This is a genomic window from Streptomyces sp. iso_384, assembly GCF_056172905.1.
In genome coordinates, this window is record NZ_JBWBTT010000001.1 from 3,220,054 (window position 1) to 3,237,723 (window position 17,670).

The 17,670-nt window shown below is 71.2% G+C and carries 18 protein-coding genes; 3 read left to right on the forward strand and 15 right to left on the reverse strand.

Going from position 1 to position 17,670, the window contains the following annotated elements; genetic code table 11:
* Positions 1 to 53: 53 nt before the first annotated feature.
* The 6 genes from AC0VY3_RS14370 to AC0VY3_RS14395 form a co-directional block, all read right to left on the reverse strand.
* A complete protein-coding gene (locus AC0VY3_RS14370; RefSeq protein ID WP_103511568.1) occupies positions 54 to 770 on the reverse strand; it encodes a lysophospholipid acyltransferase family protein in 717 nt (238 codons plus the stop codon).
* Between the two features lie 231 nt (positions 771 to 1,001).
* On the reverse strand, positions 1,002 to 1,160 hold the full coding sequence (locus AC0VY3_RS14375) for a hypothetical protein (RefSeq protein ID WP_032785887.1): 159 nt from the start codon (positions 1,158 to 1,160) through the stop codon (positions 1,002 to 1,004).
* A gap of 66 nt (positions 1,161 to 1,226) precedes the next feature.
* On the reverse strand, positions 1,227 to 2,177 hold the full coding sequence (locus AC0VY3_RS14380) for a cytochrome c oxidase assembly protein (protein ID WP_103511567.1): 951 nt from the start codon (positions 2,175 to 2,177) through the stop codon (positions 1,227 to 1,229).
* A 111-nt stretch (positions 2,178 to 2,288) separates the two neighbouring features.
* On the reverse strand, positions 2,289 to 3,314 hold the full coding sequence (locus AC0VY3_RS14385) for a 6-phosphofructokinase (RefSeq protein WP_030081342.1): 1,026 nt from the start codon (positions 3,312 to 3,314) through the stop codon (positions 2,289 to 2,291).
* Between the two features lie 174 nt (positions 3,315 to 3,488).
* Positions 3,489 to 4,217, reverse strand: a complete 729-nt coding sequence (locus tag AC0VY3_RS14390) for a type 1 glutamine amidotransferase (protein WP_103511566.1) — start codon at positions 4,215 to 4,217, stop codon at positions 3,489 to 3,491.
* A gap of 34 nt (positions 4,218 to 4,251) precedes the next feature.
* On the reverse strand, positions 4,252 to 5,490 hold the full coding sequence (locus AC0VY3_RS14395; RefSeq protein ID WP_030081346.1) for a MurT ligase domain-containing protein: 1,239 nt from the start codon (positions 5,488 to 5,490) through the stop codon (positions 4,252 to 4,254).
* A 114-nt stretch (positions 5,491 to 5,604) separates the two neighbouring features.
* On the opposite strand from AC0VY3_RS14395, the gene def reads away from it, so the two are divergent.
* A complete protein-coding gene (gene def, locus AC0VY3_RS14400; RefSeq protein ID WP_103511565.1) occupies positions 5,605 to 6,150 on the forward strand; it encodes a peptide deformylase in 546 nt (181 codons plus the stop codon).
* A gap of 21 nt (positions 6,151 to 6,171) precedes the next feature.
* Here def and AC0VY3_RS14405 read toward each other — a convergent pair whose 3' ends face one another.
* The gene (locus tag AC0VY3_RS14405) at positions 6,172 to 6,840 is read right to left on the reverse strand and encodes a TetR/AcrR family transcriptional regulator (RefSeq protein ID WP_242740228.1); all 669 of its coding nucleotides are present in this window, start codon (positions 6,838 to 6,840) and stop codon (positions 6,172 to 6,174) included.
* Between the two features lie 185 nt (positions 6,841 to 7,025).
* Between AC0VY3_RS14405 and AC0VY3_RS14410 the strand changes: the two genes are divergently transcribed.
* Positions 7,026 to 8,252: an acyl-CoA dehydrogenase family protein gene (locus AC0VY3_RS14410; RefSeq protein ID WP_103511563.1), complete on the forward strand. Its 1,227-nt coding sequence runs from the start codon at positions 7,026 to 7,028 to the stop codon at positions 8,250 to 8,252.
* Positions 8,253 to 8,307: 55 nt separating this feature from the next.
* Here the strand turns inward: AC0VY3_RS14410 and AC0VY3_RS14415 are convergent, their stop codons facing one another.
* The 6 genes from AC0VY3_RS14415 to AC0VY3_RS14440 form a co-directional block, all read right to left on the reverse strand.
* Positions 8,308 to 8,643 carry a hypothetical protein gene (locus AC0VY3_RS14415; RefSeq protein WP_475549726.1) on the reverse strand — a complete coding sequence of 112 codons (336 nt, stop codon included), beginning with the start codon at positions 8,641 to 8,643 and terminating at the stop codon, positions 8,308 to 8,310.
* Between the two features lie 108 nt (positions 8,644 to 8,751).
* Positions 8,752 to 9,240 (reverse strand): glutathione peroxidase, encoded by a 489-nt coding sequence (locus tag AC0VY3_RS14420; protein ID WP_103511578.1) that lies wholly within the window; start codon positions 9,238 to 9,240, stop codon positions 8,752 to 8,754.
* A gap of 50 nt (positions 9,241 to 9,290) precedes the next feature.
* Entirely contained in the window at positions 9,291 to 9,815 is a 525-nt protein-coding gene (locus tag AC0VY3_RS14425) for a GNAT family N-acetyltransferase (protein WP_103511562.1), read from the reverse strand.
* Positions 9,816 to 9,870: 55 nt separating this feature from the next.
* Positions 9,871 to 11,208 carry a chloride channel protein gene (locus AC0VY3_RS14430; protein ID WP_103511561.1) on the reverse strand — a complete coding sequence of 446 codons (1,338 nt, stop codon included), beginning with the start codon at positions 11,206 to 11,208 and terminating at the stop codon, positions 9,871 to 9,873.
* Positions 11,209 to 11,335: 127 nt separating this feature from the next.
* Complete coding sequence (locus tag AC0VY3_RS14435) at positions 11,336 to 12,790, reverse strand: DUF2252 domain-containing protein (RefSeq protein WP_475549727.1); 1,455 nt, start codon at positions 12,788 to 12,790, stop codon at positions 11,336 to 11,338.
* A 43-nt stretch (positions 12,791 to 12,833) separates the two neighbouring features.
* The gene (locus AC0VY3_RS14440; RefSeq protein WP_103511559.1) at positions 12,834 to 13,799 is read right to left on the reverse strand and encodes a DUF389 domain-containing protein; all 966 of its coding nucleotides are present in this window, start codon (positions 13,797 to 13,799) and stop codon (positions 12,834 to 12,836) included.
* A gap of 174 nt (positions 13,800 to 13,973) precedes the next feature.
* Here AC0VY3_RS14440 and AC0VY3_RS14445 point away from each other — a divergent pair, with 174 nt between their 5' ends.
* Positions 13,974 to 14,222 carry a DUF6011 domain-containing protein gene (locus AC0VY3_RS14445; RefSeq protein WP_103511577.1) on the forward strand — a complete coding sequence of 83 codons (249 nt, stop codon included), beginning with the start codon at positions 13,974 to 13,976 and terminating at the stop codon, positions 14,220 to 14,222.
* Positions 14,223 to 14,234: 12 nt separating this feature from the next.
* On the opposite strand, the gene AC0VY3_RS14450 is transcribed toward AC0VY3_RS14445, so the two are convergent.
* Positions 14,235 to 15,107, reverse strand: coding sequence for an acyl-CoA thioesterase (locus AC0VY3_RS14450; RefSeq protein ID WP_475549728.1), 873 nt, complete (start codon positions 15,105 to 15,107; stop codon positions 14,235 to 14,237).
* A gap of 34 nt (positions 15,108 to 15,141) precedes the next feature.
* Complete coding sequence (locus AC0VY3_RS14455; protein WP_242740215.1) at positions 15,142 to 17,655, reverse strand: DEAD/DEAH box helicase; 2,514 nt, start codon at positions 17,653 to 17,655, stop codon at positions 15,142 to 15,144.
* Between the last annotated feature and the right edge of the window lie 15 nt (positions 17,656 to 17,670).

The following is a 17,670-nucleotide window of genomic DNA, read 5'->3' on the forward strand; positions in this document are numbered from 1 at the left end:
TAGGGGAGCGGGGCCTCCCGGACGAGACCGCTCTGCCGGTGGCGTATGCGCGCTCAGCGTCGCAGCTTCGGGAACTTCCTCGGCGGCGCGGCCTCCTGTTCGGCCGCCTTCACCTTCGCCGCGTACTCGTCCACGTACTCCTGGCCGGAGAGTTCGAGGATCGCGTACATGATCTCGTCCGTCACCGCCCGGATCGCGGCCTTCTGGTTCTCCATGCCCGCGTAGCGGGAGAAGTCCAGCGGTTCGCCGAAGCGGATCGCGACCCGCTTGATCTTCGGCACGACCTGGCCGGGCGGCTGGATCTCGAAGGTGCCGACCATGGCACACGGGATCACCGGCACCTGCGCGGTGATCGCCATCACCGCGACCCCGACCTTGCCCTTGTAGAGCCGCCCGTCGTGCGAGCGGGTGCCCTCCGGATAGATCCCCAGCAGCTCGCCCTTGCCCAGGACGCCGAGCCCCTCGCGGATGGCGGCCTGTCCGGCGTCCTTGCCGGACCGGTCCACCGGGATCTGGCCCGCGCTGCGGAAGAAGGCGGCCGTGAGCCTGCCCTTGATGCCCGGGCCCGTGAAGTACTCCGCCTTCGCCAGGAAGGTGATCCGGCGCTTGATGATGGCCGGCATCAGGAAGTGGTCGGAGAAGGAGAGGTGGTTGCCCGCGACGATCGCCGCGCCGCCCGTAGGAATGTTCTCCAGACCCTCGATGCGGGGCCGGAACAGCAGCCGCAGCACGGGCCCCAGCACGACATACTTCAGGACGTAATAAAACACCTTGCGGGTGCACCTCGCTCTGCCGGGCCGACTCAGGACTGCGTACTACCGGGTCACAGGGGTGCCGGGGCCCTACAGCGTAAGGCCCCGGCGTGACGGTGCGACCGTAGCGAACCGGTCTCTCGGCTCGTACCCGCCCCCGGGCCGGTCAGGCCTGGTCACCCGCCGGGACGGTCGGGCTCCTCGTGGTCACCCGCGACGGTCAGGTGCCCTCGTGGTCGCTCACGGCGGTCAGGTGTCCTGGGTGGCCAGCATGCCGAGGGTGCACAGGCCCAGCACCACCCAGCCGAACCAGAGCCAGCCGCTGCTTCCCAGCGCCACGGTGTACGCGGTCACCGCGACCAGCGCCCCGACGGTCATGTATCCCATGGTTTTCGTCGATCCGGACATGCGCGCACGCTCCTCGTCGGCCGCGCGGCCGTTGTCCCCATGGTCACCCCGTATGCGCCCTCCGCGCTACTGTCCGCGCGCCTGCAAAGACGCGAGATAGGCGTTGTACGCCGCCAGATCCTTGTCACCGTCCCGGTCGGCGGCCCGGTCCGAGCGCCGGGCGGCACGCTGTTCGGAGTTGTACCACTGGTAGACCAGCGCGATCAGCACCAGCACGGAGGGGATCTCGCTGAACGCCCAGGCGATGCCGCCCGCCCAGTTCTGGTCGCTCAGGGCGTCGATGCCGAGCGAGGCGGGCGGATTCTCGTACGTTTTCACCATCGGCGTCGACGCCATCATCAGCGCGATCCCGAAGAACGCGTGGAACGGCATCCCGGCGAACAGCTCCAGCATCCGCATCAGATAGCCGGGCCGGTGCGGACCCGGGTCCACGCCCATGATCGGCCAGAAGAAGACCAGGCCGACCGCGAGGAAGTGCACCATCATCCCGATGTGGCCGGGCTTCGAGCCCATCAGGAAGTCGAAGATCGGCGTGAAGTACAGCGCGTACAGGCTCGCGATGAACAGCGGAATCGTGAACACCGGATGCGTGATGATCTTCATGTAGCGGCTGTGCAGCAGCTTCAGCAGCAGCTCACGCGGCCCGGTCCGCCCCCGGCCGGCCGGGGGCAGTGCGCGCAGCGCCAGCGTCACCGGGGCGCCCAGCAGCAGCAGGATCGGCGACAGCATGCTGATCACCATGTGCTGCACCATGTGCACGCTGAACATGACCATGCCGTAGTCGTTGAGCTTGGTGCACATCACCAGTGCGATGCTCAGCACGCCCACCGTGAAGAACACGGTCCGGTTCACCGGCCAGCCGTCCCCGCGCCGACGCAGCCGCACCACGCCGTACCCGTACAGGGCGAGCGCCAGGACGCAGCCGGTCAGGAAGAACGGGTCGGCGGAGAGCTCCAGCCCCCGCTCCAGCGTGAACGGCGGCAGATCCATGTTCATGCCGTGCCCGCTGTGATCCATCTGTTCACTCCCGATGGGGACACGTCCCCGTTTCGTGCCGGTTGTCCGGTACAGCGTAGAACTGCCCCCGGCCGCGCCTGCGGCCGGGGGCAGTTCTGGACGGCACGTTTCCTAGAGCACGCACTCCGCCTCGGCGTACCGCTCGGCCGGGACCGTCTTCAGCGTCTCGACCGCCTCCGCCAGCGGGACCATCACGATGTCGGTGCCGCGCAGCGCGGTCAGCATCCCGAACTCGCCCCGGTGCGCCGCCTCCACCGCGTGCCAGCCGAACCGGGTCGCCAGGACCCGGTCGTACGCGGTCGGCGTCCCGCCGCGCTGGACGTGGCCGAGGATGACCGGGCGGGCCTCCTTGCCGAGCCGCTGCTCCAGCTCGCCGGAGAGCTGCGTGGCCACCCCGGCGAACCGCTCGTGGCCGTAGATGTCCTTGACGCCCTGCTCGAACTGCATGGAGCCCGCGCGCGGCTTGGCGCCCTCGGCGACCACCACGATGGCGAACTTCTTGCCCGCCGAGAAGCGCTTGCCGACCAGTTCGGTCAGCTCGTCGATGTCGAAGGGGCGCTCGGGCACCACGATCGCGTGGGCGCCGGCGGCCATCCCGGAGTGGAGGGCGATCCAGCCGGTGTGCCGGCCCATGACCTCGACGATCAGCACCCGCTGGTGCGACTCTGCGGTCGTCTTCAGCCGGTCCAGCGCCTCGGTGGCGACGCCGACGGCGGTGTCGAAGCCGAAGGTGACGTCGGTGGAGGCGATGTCGTTGTCGATGGTCTTGGGTACGCCGACGATCGGGAGGCCGGCCTCGGAGAGGAGGTTCGCGGCCTTGAGGGTGCCCTCGCCGCCGATCGGGATGATGGCGTCCAGGCCGAGGTCCGCGACATGGCCACGGGCCCGCTCCACCCCGTCGCGCAGATGCGCGGGCTGGACGCGGGAGGAGCCGAGGATCGTGCCGCCGCGGGCCAGGATGCCGCCGACCGCGTCAAGGTCGAGCTTGCGGTAGTCGCACTCCAGCAGGCCCTTCCAGCCGTCGTGGAAGCCGATGACCTCGTCGCCGTGGTCCACCACCGCGCGGTGCACGACGGAACGGATGACGGCGTTGAGGCCGGGGCAGTCGCCGCCGGAGGTGAGTACGCCAATGCGCATGGCCCGAAAACCTTTGCAACGTGGGTCGACGACCGGACCACGTCGTCCGGTTGGATCCCCGCCACCCTACCGGCGCAGGGTGGCGGGACCGAACCGGCCGTCCGCCTGCTGGACTCCGCTCAACCGAGCGGAAAACTCCTCAGGCGGACACCGCTCAGGCGAGCGGTAAGTGCCTCAGGCGGGCTGGGTCGCCGAGGCGATCCGCTCGGCCCGCAGCGCCTCGTACCAGCGGTCGTCGGTGGGCGGCAGCGCGTTCACGTCGAGGGCCAGCTTGAGCAGCAGATCGGCGATCTGCGGGTTGCGGGCCATCACCGGACCGTGCATGTACGTCCCGAAGACCGTGTCGTTGTACGCGCCCTCCGTGCCGTCCCCGGTGCCGTTGCCCCGGCCGAACTGGACCCGCGCGAACGGCCGTGCCGTCGGGCCGAGATGGGTGACGCCCTGGTGGTTCTCGAACCCGGTCAGCGGCGGCAGCGCCAGCTGCGGATCGATGTCCGCCAGTACGTCGCCGACGCACCGCGCGCCCTCGCCCCGGGTGGAGACCACGTCGAGCAGACCGAGACCCTGCTCGCGCTCGCCGAGGTCGTTGACGAACTCGTGCCCGAGGATCTGGTAGCCCGCGCAGACCGAGAAGATGATCGCGCCGTTGGACGCGGCGCGGCTCAGCCCGCCGTCGCGGCGCAGCCGCTCCGCCGCCAGACGCTGCGGCCGGTCCTCACCGCCGCCGATCAGATAGATGTCGCCGGACGTCGGCACCGGCTGGTCGCTGCGCACGTCGACGCGCTGCACGTCCAGACCGCGCTGCCGGGCCCGCCGCTCCACGACCAGGGCGTTGCCCTGGTCGCCGTAGGTGCTGAGCAGGTCGGGGTAGACCCAGACCAGACGCAGACCGTTGTTGCTCATGCTTCGTCCTCTCCGGAGGTGGCCGGGGCCGGGGTCAGTTGCCGACACGACGGCGCAGGTCCTGGAAGGCGGTGTAGTTGGCGATGACCTCGATACGGCCGGGCGGGGCGTACTGCACGGCCTCGTCGAGCGTCTCGCAGACCCGGAAGTCGAGACCGGCCACTTCGAGGCGGACCGCGAGGTCCAGCTTCCGGTCGCCGAGCACGAAGATCGGGTGGCCCGCCAGCTGGGTGTAGTCCACGTCCCACAGCCAGGAGGTGTCCGTGCCGTCCGCGCCGCGCGCGTTCACCGAGAGGATCACCGGCGTCGGCGGCGGGTCGATCAGCGAGAACGTCTCCAGCCAGCCGGCCGGGTTCTTCGCCAGCAGCAGGCGCAGCTCACGGTTCTGGAAGGTGACGACGTCGTACCGTCCGGCCACCGCCTGCACCTGGTACATCCGCTCCAGCGCGACCTGCGGCGGCACCCCGAAGACAGCGGCCACGGCCGCCGAGCTGGCGGCGTTCGCCTTGTTCGCGCGGCCCGGCAGCTGGAGGTGGATCGGCCAGGCCGAACCGTGCGGGTCCAGGACGTAGTCGCCGTTGAGCGCCCAGCTCGGGGCGGGACGGCGGAAGCCGCACTGCCCGCAGAACCAGTCGTCGCCCGGGCGCTGCATCACACCGCCGCAGGACGGGCAGGACCAGGCGTCGTCCTTCCACGCCTGGCCGGCCGCCACCCACACCACGTTCGCCGAGGAGGAGGCCGCCCAGACGACCAGCGGGTCGTCCGCGTTGGCGATGATCACGGCCTTCGAGCCGGACAGGCCCTCGCGCCAGTGCTCGGCCATCATCCGGGTCTCCGCCGCGCGGTCCAGCTGGTCGCGGGAGAGGTTGAGCAGGGCGATGGCCTTGGGCGTGGTGTCCCGGGCCACCCCCGCCAGATACTTCTCGTCGACCTCGATCACCCCGAACTTCGCGTCCGAGCCGCCGGCCAGCGCCGAGGTGATGCCCGCGGGCATGTTCGCGCCGAGGGCGTTCGACACGACGGGCCCAGCGGCCCGCAGCGCCTCGGCGATCAGCCGTGTGGTGGTCGTCTTGCCGTTCGTCGCCGACACGAGGATCACGTCCAGGTGCTGCGCCAGTCGCCCCAGCAGGTCGGGGTCGAGTTTGAGCGCCACCCGGCCGCCGATCACCGATCCGCTGCCCCGCCCCGCGGCGCGTGACACCGCCGCCGCGGCCTTGCCCGCCGTCACGGCCAGTTTGGCCCGCGGCGACAACGGCTCCGTGTTGCCTGCCATCGTCCTAGATCCTCCTTGCATCGGTCCGCGCCCAGCCTATCGATGTCCGGCGCGGCGACCGCACCGCGGCACCACGCGAACTCCCCGGCCCCGGCGGAACGTACGCTTGCCGCCATGCGAAACCGCCCGATCCCCGGCAGTTCCGGACTCGTCCGTGAGATGAGTCTGCTCGGCGACCCGTTGCTCCACCGCGCCTGCGAGGACGTCACGGATTTTGGCCCGTCGCTCGCGCGGCTGGTCGAGGACATGTTCGCCACGATGTACGCCGCACAGGGGGTCGGGCTCGCCGCCAACCAGATCGGCGTCCCGCTCAAGGTGTTCGTCTACGACTGCCCGGACGACGACGATGTCCGCCATCTGGGACACGTGGTCAATCCCGAACTGGTCGAGGCGGACGGACTCACCGTACGCGGACCGGAGGGCTGTCTGTCACTTCCCGGTCTGGAAGCGGGCACGGAACGCTTCGACCACGCGGTCGTCGAGGGGCTGACGATGACCGGTGAGCCGGTCCGGATCGCCGGGACGGGATGGTTCGCCCGGTGCCTCCAGCACGAGTGCGACCACCTGGAGGGCCGGGTCTACACCGACCGGCTGACCGGGCTGCGGCGCACCCGGGCGCTGCGGGCGGCGCGCCGGGCGCCCTGGGCGCGCAAGGGCTGAGCGTCCGCGGCCGGAAGCCGGTCAGAACCCGGGGCCGCCCTGGAGGTCGCCCGCCTCCGCGAGCCTGCCCCACAGCAGATCGGCGAGGCTGCTCACCAGCCGTTCGCGGGAGCAGGGCCGGTCGGCGAGCCACCAGTCGCCCGCCGCGTGCATCATGCCGACGATCCCGTGGCCCCAGATGCGGGCCATCTGCTCGCTGTCCGGGCCCAGGTCGACCCGCTCGACGATCACCTGGCCCAGCTCCTCGCCGAGGCGGCGCAGCAGCGGGGCGGAGTGCCGGCCGACGTCGAAGCCCTGCTCGGGGGAGGGGGCGGCGTCGGCTCCGCCGGCAGCGCCGTCGGCGGGATGCATCAGGAAGCGGTAGACCTGCGGGCGGGCCTCGATCGCGGCGAGATAGGTGTCGAGCGTGGACTCCACCCGCTTGCGGCGGTCGGCGGGCGCGTCCAGGGCGGCCCGCAGGGCGCTGAGCAGTGCGTCGGTGTGGCGCTTGGCGAGGGCGCGGTAGAGGCCGCCCTTGTCGCCGAAGTGGCGGTAGAGGATGGGTTTGGTGATCCCGGCCTCGGCGGCGATGGCGTTCATCGAGGCCTGCGGTCCGTCCCTGAGCACCACCCGGTCCGCCGCTTCCAGCAACTCGCGGCGACGGCGCTCGGCCGCGGTCCGCTGTCGCTCGGCGCTTCGTGCGGTCTCCATGTCGTCTCTCCCACCCCTGGCCACGCGGTGCCGTCGCACCGCTCTTGCACGCCCGCGCAACGTAACACTCCTCAGGGCGGGCGCTTGATCGGCTCCGAGGCGGTTGACAGTGCCTACTTGCCAGTAACAGACTGTGGTTACCGCAAGTAACGCACGCATTCTCGCCGCAGTGCCTGGAGGGGAACATGGCCGAGTTCACGCTTGAGCTCAACGACGACCAGAAGCAGGTCAAGGAGTGGCTCCACGGCTTCGCGGCGGATGTCATCCGCCCCGCCGCCTCGGAGTGGGACGAGCGTGAGGAAACGCCCTGGCCCGTCATCCAGGAAGCGGCCAAGGTCGGCATCTACTCGCTCGACTTCTACGCCCAGCAGTTCTTCGACCCTACGGGGCTCGGCATCCCCATGGCCATGGAAGAGCTCTTCTGGGGCGACGCGGGCATCGCCCTGTCGATCGTCGGTACGGGCCTGGCGGCCGTCGGCGTCCTCGCCAACGGCACCGAGGAGCAGATCGGCACCTGGATCCCGCAGATGTACGGCGACGCCGACGACGTGAAGGTCGCCGCCTTCTGCTCCTCCGAGCCCGACGCCGGATCCGACGTCGCCTCGATGCGCACCCGGGCCGTCTACGACGAGGCCAAGGACGAGTGGGTCCTCAACGGCACCAAGACCTGGGCGACCAACGGCGGCATAGCCAACGTCCACGTCGTCGTCGCCGTCGTCGACCCCGACATCGGCTCCAAGGGGCACGCCTCCTTCATCGTGCCCCCGAACACCCCCGGCCTCTCCCAGGGCCAGAAGTTCAAGAAGCACGGCATCCGCGCCTCGCACACCGCCGAGGTGGTCCTGGAGGACGTCCGTATCCCCGGCCACTGCCTGCTCGGCGGCAAGCAGAAGCTCGACGAGCGCCTCGCCCGAGCCCGGGAGCGCGCCAAGGCCGGCGGCGAGCGGGTCAAGAACGCGGCCATGGCCACCTTCGAGGCCTCCCGCCCGGCCGTCGGCGCGATGGCCGTCGGCACCGCCCGCGCCGCCTACGAGGTCGCCCTCGACTACGCGAAGACCCGCAGCCAGTTCGGCCGCCCGATCATCGACAACCAGGGCATCGCCTTCCAGCTCGCCGACATGCGCACCCGCATCGACGCGGCCCGGCTGCTGGTCTGGCGCGCCTCCTGGATGGCCACCACCGGCAAGCCGTTCACCTCCGCCGAGGGCTCCATGTCGAAGCTCTACGCGAGCGAGACCGCCCGGGACGTCACCGCGCAGGCCATCCAGATCCTCGGCGGCAACGGATTCACCCGCGAGTACCCGGTCGAGCGCATGCACCGCGACGCGGCCATCTACACCATCTTCGAGGGCACCAGCGAGATCCAGCGCCTGGTGATCGCCCGCACGCTCTCGGGCATGCCGATCCGCTGACCCCGTACCTGGAAGACCGGGCCGCCGCTCCTCCGGAGGGAGCGGCGGCCCCGGCTCAGCGCGTGATGAGCGCGGTGACCTCCTCGCGGGCCTCCACCATCGCGTCCTTCGGCTTCTCCCTGCCGACGAGGACGGCCCGTACGTGCTTGGCGGCGGCCTCGTCGATCTGCGTGCTCTGGGCGAACTGCCAGAAGGGGCTACCGGTCGCGGTCCTGGTGATCTTCCCGGTCCGCTCCGTGGTGAAGGTGTCCTTGGCGACCTCCGGTGCGGACAGCCCCGCGGTGGTGGACGGAGGCGGCGCGCGTGCCGCGAAGTACTCGGAAGTGGTGGCCCGGACGGTCGTCGTGTGCAGCGCGAACTCGGTCGCCGCGTCCTGGCCCCTGCCCTTCACGATCGCGATCGCACCGCCCCACAACAGTGCCTGCGGGGTGTCTCCGGCCGTGAGGGCCAAAAAGGGGGGCGGCCCGGAACGTGTGCTCCGGACCGCCCCCGCGCGCACTCAGCCCGGCAGCTGCGCCTCGATCGCCGCCACGACCTCGGTGGACTCCGGCTCCGAGCGCGGCCGGATCCGGGCCACCGGCTCACCGGCCGGCGAGATCACGAACTTCTCGAAGTTCCACTGGACGTCCCCGGCCTCCCCGTCCGCGTCGGCCAGCTGCGTCAGCTCCGCGTACAGCGGATGCCGGTCCGCACCGTTGACGTCGATCTTCTCCAGCAGCGGGAAGGTGACCCCGTACGTCGTCGAGCAGAAGGTCTGGATCTCCTCCGCACTGCCCGGCTCCTGCCCGGCGAACTGGTTGCACGGAACACCGAGCACGGTCAGGCCCCGGTCCCCGTAGTTCTGCTGCAGCCGCTCCAGGCCCTCGTACTGCGGGGTGAGCCCGCACTTGGAGGCCACGTTCACCAACAGGACGGTCCGGCCGCTGTACGCGCCCAGCGTGGTCGGCTCGCCCGTGAGGGTGCGCAGCGGAATGTCGTGCAGCGTCATGAAGCTCTCCCTGATCATTGCGTGGTGGTGCACATTGTGCCGCCCGCCGCTCACGGAGCGGCGAGCTCCTTGTAGTAGAAGGTCGTCGGCTTGAGGATGCCCGCCGGATCCGCCGCGTATCCCGGCACGCTCCCGACCTTCGTCCACCCCGCCTTGCAGTAGACCTGCTCGGCCAGGCTGCCGCTCTCGGTGTCCAGGATCAGCAGCGTGATGCCCTCGGTCGCCGCGTACGCCTCGACGGCGGCCAGCAGCGCCCCGCCGAGCCCCTGACCACGGGCGGAGGGGCGGACCATCAGCTTGGCGACCTCCGCGCGGTGCCGGGCGTTCGGCAGCGGAGCGCGGACCAGGGCGATCGTCCCGGAGACCTTCCCGCCCTCCCGGGCGATCCAGATCCCGATGCTTCCCGCCTCCACCGCGGCCGCCCGCTCCCGCCACCAGACGGCGGCCGCCTCCCGGTCCAGCGGGGCCAGGAAACCCACCGAGGACCCCTCATCGACGGTCTCGGCCAGGAGACCGGCCAGGTCGTCGGCGTACGTGACCAGCTCGGGTGCGGACACATGGACGATCTCGGTCATGGGAGGGTCCTTTCACGAAACAGAAGCAGGAGCCGGGAGGTAACCCACAGGAAGATCACACCGCTTCCGGCCCCGCCCTGTCCACCGGCGCGGGCGTCAGCCGGAGCGTGACCACGTACGCCACCACCACCGCCACGATCACCAGCGGCATCACGGTGAGCCCCTCCTTGCCCAGCAGCAGCGTCGCCAGGAGCACCGAGGTCATCGGCAGCCGCAGCATCGCCACACACATGGCCCCGACACCCATGGCGAACCCGGCCGTGAGATCCAGCCCCGGCAGATGGGACAGCGCGATACCGCCGACCGCGCCCACGAACATCGCCGGAAAGACCGGGCCGCCCCGGAGACAGCTCAACGAGGCGCAGTAGGCGAGCGACTTGCAGACGATGAGCAGCACCAGCGCGCCCACCGAGTACGCGGCGCTCCCGGTCAGGAGATGGCCCAGCTCGTGTTCGCCCGAGTACAGCACCTCGGACGCGTCCTTGCCCGAGATCTCGGCGTACACCAGCGCGAGCCCGCCGACGACCAGCCCCATCACCGCCGTGGCCACCACCGTCCGCCGCTCCACGCGTTCCTGCAGTGCCAGCGACAGCCGGCGGATGCCCGCACCCGCGAAGGCCGCCGCCACACCGAGGACCAGCGCCCATCCGAACCCGGCGACGCCCGGGCCCGCCGCCGACGGAACCTCGCCCAAGGCCAGGGAGTAGGTGCCGAGCCCCGTCCAGGAACCCAGCCCCGTGAAGATCAGCGCCCCGACCCCCGCGGAGAGCAGCCCCGGCACCAGGACCACGCCCAGCATCGGCCCGGCCAGGCCCGACACCTCCATCAGCAGGAACGCGCCGAGCAGCGGCGACCCCAGCAGCGCGCTCACCGCGGCGAAACTCCCCGAGGCCCCGACCAGCGCCCGCGCGTCCGGCGTCAGGTCCCGCTTGACGCGGCCCGCCGCCCAGACGGCCAGCCCGCCGCCCAGCGCGATCAGGGGTGCCTCCGGCCCGAGCACGGCGCCCAACCCCAGTGAGAGCAGCGCCGCGAGCGTGATACCGGGCAGATCCACCGCGGCCGGCGCTCCGGTGGGCACCAGCCCCTCCGCCGGCCGGTGCCCGCCCCCGCCCGGCAGCCGGCGGACGGTGAGCCCGACCAGGAGACCGGCGATCCCGAGCAGCGGTACGGGCCACCACGACGGCGTCGCCTCGAAGCCCAGCGCCCTCGGCAGCTCCGTGTACGTCAGCGACTGAAGCTCCGAGACCAGGGCGAGGAAGCCGAACGCGATCGCCGAGACGGGCACCCCGAGGAGCGCCGCCATCAGCAGCAGCCCCGCGTACCTCCGCGTACGGACCGGCGCGTACGGGTCCTCGGGCGCGGCGACGGGTGGGCCCGAAGGTGTGGCCGGCATGATCTCGACTCCTCGGCGTGACGACCCCCGGGAAGGGGACGCGTCCCCACGGGTTCACGTCGGGATACCACGCACCGGCGGGCCGGGCGCCGCCCGGCCGCCGGGACACGCCCGCCGGTGCGGAAGGTCAGCCGCCCGGCCCCGGAAGACCGTTCGCGCTGTCGCCCGCGCGCCCCGCCGAGCCGTCCGCCGGCAGCCGCCCGGAGGCCACCGCGTCCACCAGCGCCCGGTGATCGACCTCGTTGCGGTCCGCGTACGACTCCGCGAACGTGGCGAGCGCCCGGTCGAAGACGTCCCCGCGCCCCAGATAGGCCGCGATGGCGATCCGGTCACCCGACCTGGCGTGGGCACGGGCCAGCGTGGCGCCGCACACCTCGCCGAACGCCCGCATCCCCTTCGGCACCATCGACTCCGGCTCCGCGATGCCCTTCCAGTCGCGCAACTGACGCACATAGAAGTCCCGGCTCTCGCCGTCGATGCCATCGGCCCGCTCCCAGCCGAGGAAGATGTCGCTGGAGGCCTGCATCAGCCGCTGGCCCGCGACGACCCGCTCGCCCTGGTTCGCGTACCGGCTCGCCCCGGTGTGCTCGGCCAGCACCGAGTATCCGGCCTCCTTGGCCTGCAGGAACAGCGGATCCCCGCCGTCCCTGCCGAGCAGCAGGATGATCCAGCACCGGGTGCCGACACTGCCCACACCGACGACCTTCCGGGCCACGTCCACCAGCGTGAAATCCTCCAGCAGACTGCGCCGGTCGGACACCAGACTCCTGGCGTAGCCCGCCACCAGACCGGCGAACCGCCGGTGGATCTCCGCGCGCCCCACCCCGGGCATCAGATCGGTGAGGGGCACGACCATCGGCGGGTCCGGGGCGATCCGGAGCCGCCCGTCGACCACCTCGGCGAGCTTGCCGAAGGCCTGCCGGCTGTCCTTGGTACGGGCCTTGCCCAGCGCCCGGTCGACATTCCTGCGCCCCCGGCCGCCCAACTGCTCCGCGGCCACCGAACGCAGCCGCTCGGCGTCGGTCCGCGCGTACCACACATCCAGATTGCGCATCCCGGCGAACGCGGCCATCGCCTCCCGGTACGAGCCGACCGCCGCCCGGACGATCCCGGCCCGCTCCCGGTCCGTGAAGCCGTTCGCCCGCCCCGCGATGACGAGACTGGCCGCCAGCCGTTTGACGTCCCATTCCCAGGGGCCCGGCAGCGTCTCGTCGAAGTCGTTGATGTCGAAGAGCAGATTCCGCTCGGGCGATGCCAGCAGCCGGAAGTTCAGCAGGTGGGCGTCGCCGCACAGCTGCGCCCGGATCCCCGAGTCAGGGCTGCCCGCCAGGTCGGCTGCCATCAGGGCGGCCGCGCCCCGGTAGAAGCGGAACGGGGACTCGGTCATCCGGGCGTAGCGGATCGGTACCAGTTCGGGCACCCGTTCGGCGGACTGCGCTTCGAGGACGGTCAGCGGGTCGGGGCGGTGCGGCGACGGCGTGAACTCCGCGTGGCTCGACCGCGGAGCGGACCGGCGCGCGGCCTTGCCCAGCGCCGCCCGTTCGGCCGGTGTCGCGTGCGGTGTGGCGGCTTCCCGGTCCATGAGGTGCCCCTTCCGGAGGGTGTCGGGCGTCTTCGTCAGTGCGTCAGACCTCTGCGGCGAGCCGGCGTGCACGGTCGCGCCGCAGGCCGACCCGCCGCCAGAGCGCCCGCTGGGCCTTGAGCGTTGCGGTGCCCACCACGATCAGCACCAGGATGTTCACCACGAGCTGGATGGCCGAGCCCTGTACGTCGGACCAGCTGGTGAACGCGGTGGAGACGGCGATGTCCGCGGCGGCCGGGATCGTCGTCACGGAGATGAACACCCCGAGCAGGGCGCTCGTCCTGGCCTCGGTGAGCGACACGATCCCGACGATCCCGGCCAGGGTGGCGACGGCCACCGAGAAGAAGTTCGGTGTGTTGATGAGATTGGAGACGGGCCGCAGCCCCCGCTCGAAGGCCTCCGACTCCAGCCCGAAACCGCGGATGAGGAGGGCGAAGAGGAAGGTGATCACGATGGTGAGGAGAAAGCCGGCGCCCAGGGCGGCCAGCCCGCCGCGCACCATGGCCCGGCGGCCCCGGTCGATCCCCAGCGCCACGCTGACGATGGCGCCGTACTCCGGCCCGACGACCATCGCCCCCACGATCAGGATCTGCGAGTTGGTGACGATGCCGACCGAACCGATCAGACCGGCGATGACCAGATAGAGATAGAAGCTGGGCGGATACCGTCCGCCGGACCGGATGCGTGCCTCGACCTGCTCCCAGACCGGCGCCCGGCTCAGCGGCCCCAGCTCGCGCTGCCCGCCTTTGGTGGCCGCGCCGGAGAACGCCATGTCGACCGGTTCGATGACGAGGGAGCCCCGCTGGTCGAGGTGGACGGCGCGCAGCCGGTGCAGCACGTCGTTGGCCGCCCCCGTCAGCACGTCGCAGGCGATGGAGTCGCCGTCGGGATTGCGGGCGGCGTCGCGCTGGACGATGAGATTGAGGACGCAGGGGTCGCCCGAGAGCCGGCCGACGACCTCGTCGGTCAGGTCCGGCGGGCTCACCGCGCGGATGTGGATCATGTCCATCCCGGCACCTCCGCGGCTCCCGGCCCCGTCGCACGGAGCTGTGCCCGGCCGGCGGCCCGGGGCTCACTCCAGTAACGCGGCCCCGGCCCCGTTCGGCAAACCGGACGCCCGGCGATGAACCCGGCGGAACAGACACGTGCCGCCGCCACGGAGCCGTACTGGGAGGATCAAGGAGTGGATACTCCCGAAACCTTCCCCGAACCGCTGCCCGGGGCCGACGGAACCGTCGCCCGGGACACGGCGGACGAGCAGCCCCGGCGCCGCCGCCTCGTCCGCTGCCGGCTCTGCGGCCGCCCCCTCACCGGGACCGACTCGCGCCGGGCCGGCCTCGGACCGTCCTGCGACGCCAAGCTGCACCCCGCGCCGCCGGACATCCGCACCCGCCGCCACGAGGTCGACCAGGACCCGCTGCCCGGCACCTGAGCCGGAGCGCTGCTACGGCTCCAGCCGCCGGAACAGCCCCTCCTGCACCACCGACACCAGCAGCTGCCCCGAACGGTCGTAGATCCGCCCCCGCGCCAGCCCCCGGCCGCCCGTCGCGATCGGCGACTCCTGGTCGTACAGGAACCACTCGTCCGCCCGGAACGGCCGGTGGAACCACATGGCGTGATCCAGGGACGCCATGTCGAAGCCGCGGGGCCCCCACAGCGGCTCCACCGGGATACGGACCGCGTCCAGCAGCGTCATGTCGCTCGCGTACGTCAGCGCGCAGGTGTGCACCAGCGGGTCGTCGCCCAGCGGGCCCACCGCCCGCATCCACACCGCGCTCCGCGGATCGGCGTCCTTGACCTCGCCCTTCGTCCAGCGCAGCCGGTCGACGTAACGGATGTCGAAGGGCTGCCGCCGGGCCATCCGCTCCAGCGCCTCCGGCAGCGCGCCCAGGTGCTCGCGCACCTCCTCGGCGACCGTCGGCAGCTCCTCCGGGTCCGGGACGATCCGGGCCGGCGGCAGCTGGTGCTCGAAGCCCGCCTCCTCGGGGCGGTGGAAGGACGCCGTCAGGTTGAAGATCGTCCGGCCCTCCTGCACGGCCGTCACCCGCCGGGTGGTGAAGGACCGCCCGTCCCGCACCCGCTCCACCTGATAGACGATCGGCACCCCGGGCCGCCCCGGCCGCAGGAAATAGGCGTGCAGCGAGTGCACCGGCCGCTCCCCGTCGGTCGTCCGGCCCGCCGCCACCAGCGCCTGGCCCGCGACCTGCCCGCCGAAGACCCGCTGCAGGGACTCCTGCGGGCTGCGGCCGCGGAAGATGTTGACCTCGATCCGCTCCAGGTCGAGCAGATCGACCAGACGCTCGGCCGGATTCGTCATGCCGTAACTCTCCACTCCCGTACCGATGGGCTGCTCACAGCTGGCCGACCTCGGTGACCCGGACGACCGCCCGGCCCTCCTCGTCGGACGCGGCGAGATCCACCTCGGCCTTGATGCCCCAGTCGTGATCGCCCGCCGGGTCGGCGAACGCCTGCCAGACCCGCCACAGCCCGTGCGCCGGATCCTCCTCGATCTTCAGCAGCTTCGGCCCGCGCGCGTCCGGACCGGTCCCGATCTCCTCGTGCGCGTCCCAGTACGCGTCCAGCGCCTCGCCCCACGCGTCCTCGTCCCACCCGGAGTCGCCGTCCAGCTCGCCCAGCGCGCCGGCCCGGTCCAGCGCGGCCAGCTCCACCCGGCGGAACATCGCGTTGCGCACCAGCACCCGGAAGGCGCGGGGGTTGGCCGTGACCGGCTTGACCTCGTCCGCCTTCTCCTGGGCCTGCTCGGCGGTCTCCACCTCGGGGTTGGCCAGCTGCTCCCACTCGTCCAGCAGACTGGAGTCCACCTGACGCACCATCTCGCCCAGCCAGGAGATCAGGTCCTGGAGGTCCTCCGACTTCACGTCGTCCGGGATCGTGTGCTCCAGTGCCTTGTACGCGCTCGCCAGATACCGCAGCACGATGCCCTCGGTCCGGGCCAGCTCGTAGTGCGAGGTGAACTCCGTGAACGTCATGGCGCGCTCGTACATGTCCCGGATCACCGACTTCGGCGACACCGGGTGGTCGTTCACCCACGGGTGGCTCGTGCGGTACACGTCGTAGGCGTGCCACAGCAGCTCGCTCAGCGGCTTCGGGTACGTGACCTCCTGCAGCCGCTCCATCCGCTCCTCGTACTCGACCCCGTCCGCCTTCATCTGCCCTACGGCCTCGCCGCGCGCCTTGTTCTGCTGGGCGGCCAGGATCTGCCGGGGATCGTCCAGCGTCGACTCGACGACCGAGACCATGTCCAGCGCGTACGACGGCGATTCGGCGTCCAGCAGGTCGAACGCGGCCAGCGCGAACGTGGACAGCGGCTGGTTCAGCGCGAAGTCCTGCTGGAGATCCACCGTCAGCCGCACGATCCGGCCCTCGGCGTCCGGCGTCTCCAACTGCTCCACCACACCGCCGTCCAGCAGCGAACGGTAGATCGCGATGGCACGCCGGATGTGCCGCAACTGCGCCCGGCGCGGCTCGTGGTTGTCCTCCAGCAGATGCCGCATCGCCTCGAACGCGTTGCCGGGACGGGCGATGACCGCGAGCAGCATCGTGTGCGTCACCCGGAAACGGGAGTTCAGCGGCTCGGGCTCGGACTGGATCAGCTTGTCGAAGGTGGTCTCCGACCAGGCGACGAAGCCCTCCGGGGCCTTCTTGCGGACGACCTTGCGCTTCTTCTTCGGGTCGTCGCCCGCCTTCTTGACGGCCTTCTCGTTCTCGATGACGTGCTCGGGGGCCTGCGCCACGACGAAGCCCGCCGTGTCGAAGCCGGCCCGCCCGGCGCGGCCCGCGATCTGGTGGAACTCCCGCGCGCGCAGGGTCCGCACCCGGGTGCCGTCGTACTTGGTGAGCGCCGTGAACAGCACCGTACGGATGGGGACGTTGACGCCGACGCCGAGCGTGTCCGTCCCGCAGATCACCTTCAGCAGACCCGCCTGGGCCAGCTTCTCCACCAGACGGCGGTACTTGGGCAGCATGCCCGCGTGGTGCACGCCGATGCCGTGGCGTACGTAACGGGAGAGGTTCTGGCCGAACTTGGTGGTGAAGCGGAAGCTGCCGATCAGATCGGCGATCTTCTCCTTCTCCTCCTTCGTGCACATGTTGATGCTCATCAGCGACTGCGCCCGCTCGACGGCCGCCGCCTGCGTGAAGTGCACGATGTAGACCGGCGACTGCCGGGTGTCCAGCAGCTCGGTCAGCGTCTCGGTGATCGGCGTGAAGCGGTACTCGTAGCTCAGCGGCACCGGGCGGGTCGCCGAGCGCACCACGGAGGTGGGGCGGCCGGTGCGCCGGGTCAGGTCCTTCTCGAACATCGAGACGTCGCCGAGCGTCGCCGACATCAGCACGAACTGCGCCTGCGGCAGCTCCAGCAGCGGAATCTGCCAGGCCCAGCCGCGGTCCGGCTCGGCGTAGAAGTGGAACTCGTCCATCACGACCTGGCCGATGTCGGCGTACTTGCCGTCGCGCAGCGCGATGGAGGCCAGCACCTCGGCCGTACAGCAGATCACCGGGGCGTCCGCGTTGACCGAGGCGTCGCCGGTGAGCATGCCGACGTTCTCGGTGCCGAAGAGCTTGCACAGGTCGAAGAACTTCTCCGACACCAGCGCCTTGATCGGCGCCGTGTAGAAGGTGACCTTGTCCTGCGCCAGCGCGGTGAAGTGCGCGGCCGCCGCCACCAGGCTCTTGCCGGAGCCGGTCGGGGTGGACAGGATCACGTTCGCTCCGGAGACCACCTCGATCAGCGCCTCCTCCTGAGCCGGATAAAGCGTGATGCCCTGGCTCTCGGTCCATGAGGAGAAGGCCTCGAAGAGGGCGTCCGGGTCGGCGGTCTGGGGAAGCTGGTCGATGAGGGTCACGCCCCCCATCTTGCC

Bases quoted from the DNA above. Each gene is read 5' to 3' on its own strand.
- AC0VY3_RS14375 (WP_032785887.1), bottom strand. From the start codon at position 1,160: ATGTCCGGATCGACGAAAACCATGGGATACATGACCGTCGGGGCGCTG.
- AC0VY3_RS14380 (WP_103511567.1), bottom strand. From the start codon at position 2,177: ATGGATCACAGCGGGCACGGCATGAACATGGATCTGCCGCCGTTCACG.
- AC0VY3_RS14385 (WP_030081342.1), bottom strand. From the start codon at position 3,314: ATGCGCATTGGCGTACTCACCTCCGGCGGCGACTGCCCCGGCCTCAAC.
- AC0VY3_RS14390 (WP_103511566.1), bottom strand. From the start codon at position 4,217: ATGAGCAACAACGGTCTGCGTCTGGTCTGGGTCTACCCCGACCTGCTC.
- AC0VY3_RS14395 (WP_030081346.1), bottom strand. From the start codon at position 5,490: ATGGCAGGCAACACGGAGCCGTTGTCGCCGCGGGCCAAACTGGCCGTG.
- def (WP_103511565.1), top strand. From the start codon at position 5,605: ATGCGAAACCGCCCGATCCCCGGCAGTTCCGGACTCGTCCGTGAGATG.
- AC0VY3_RS14405 (WP_242740228.1), bottom strand. From the start codon at position 6,840: ATGGAGACCGCACGAAGCGCCGAGCGACAGCGGACCGCGGCCGAGCGC.
- AC0VY3_RS14410 (WP_103511563.1), top strand. From the start codon at position 7,026: ATGGCCGAGTTCACGCTTGAGCTCAACGACGACCAGAAGCAGGTCAAG.
- AC0VY3_RS14420 (WP_103511578.1), bottom strand. From the start codon at position 9,240: ATGACGCTGCACGACATTCCGCTGCGCACCCTCACGGGCGAGCCGACC.
- AC0VY3_RS14425 (WP_103511562.1), bottom strand. From the start codon at position 9,815: ATGACCGAGATCGTCCATGTGTCCGCACCCGAGCTGGTCACGTACGCC.
- AC0VY3_RS14430 (WP_103511561.1), bottom strand. From the start codon at position 11,208: ATGCCGGCCACACCTTCGGGCCCACCCGTCGCCGCGCCCGAGGACCCG.
- AC0VY3_RS14435 (WP_475549727.1), bottom strand. From the start codon at position 12,790: ATGGACCGGGAAGCCGCCACACCGCACGCGACACCGGCCGAACGGGCG.
- AC0VY3_RS14440 (WP_103511559.1), bottom strand. From the start codon at position 13,799: ATGGACATGATCCACATCCGCGCGGTGAGCCCGCCGGACCTGACCGAC.
- AC0VY3_RS14450 (WP_475549728.1), bottom strand. From the start codon at position 15,107: ATGACGAATCCGGCCGAGCGTCTGGTCGATCTGCTCGACCTGGAGCGG.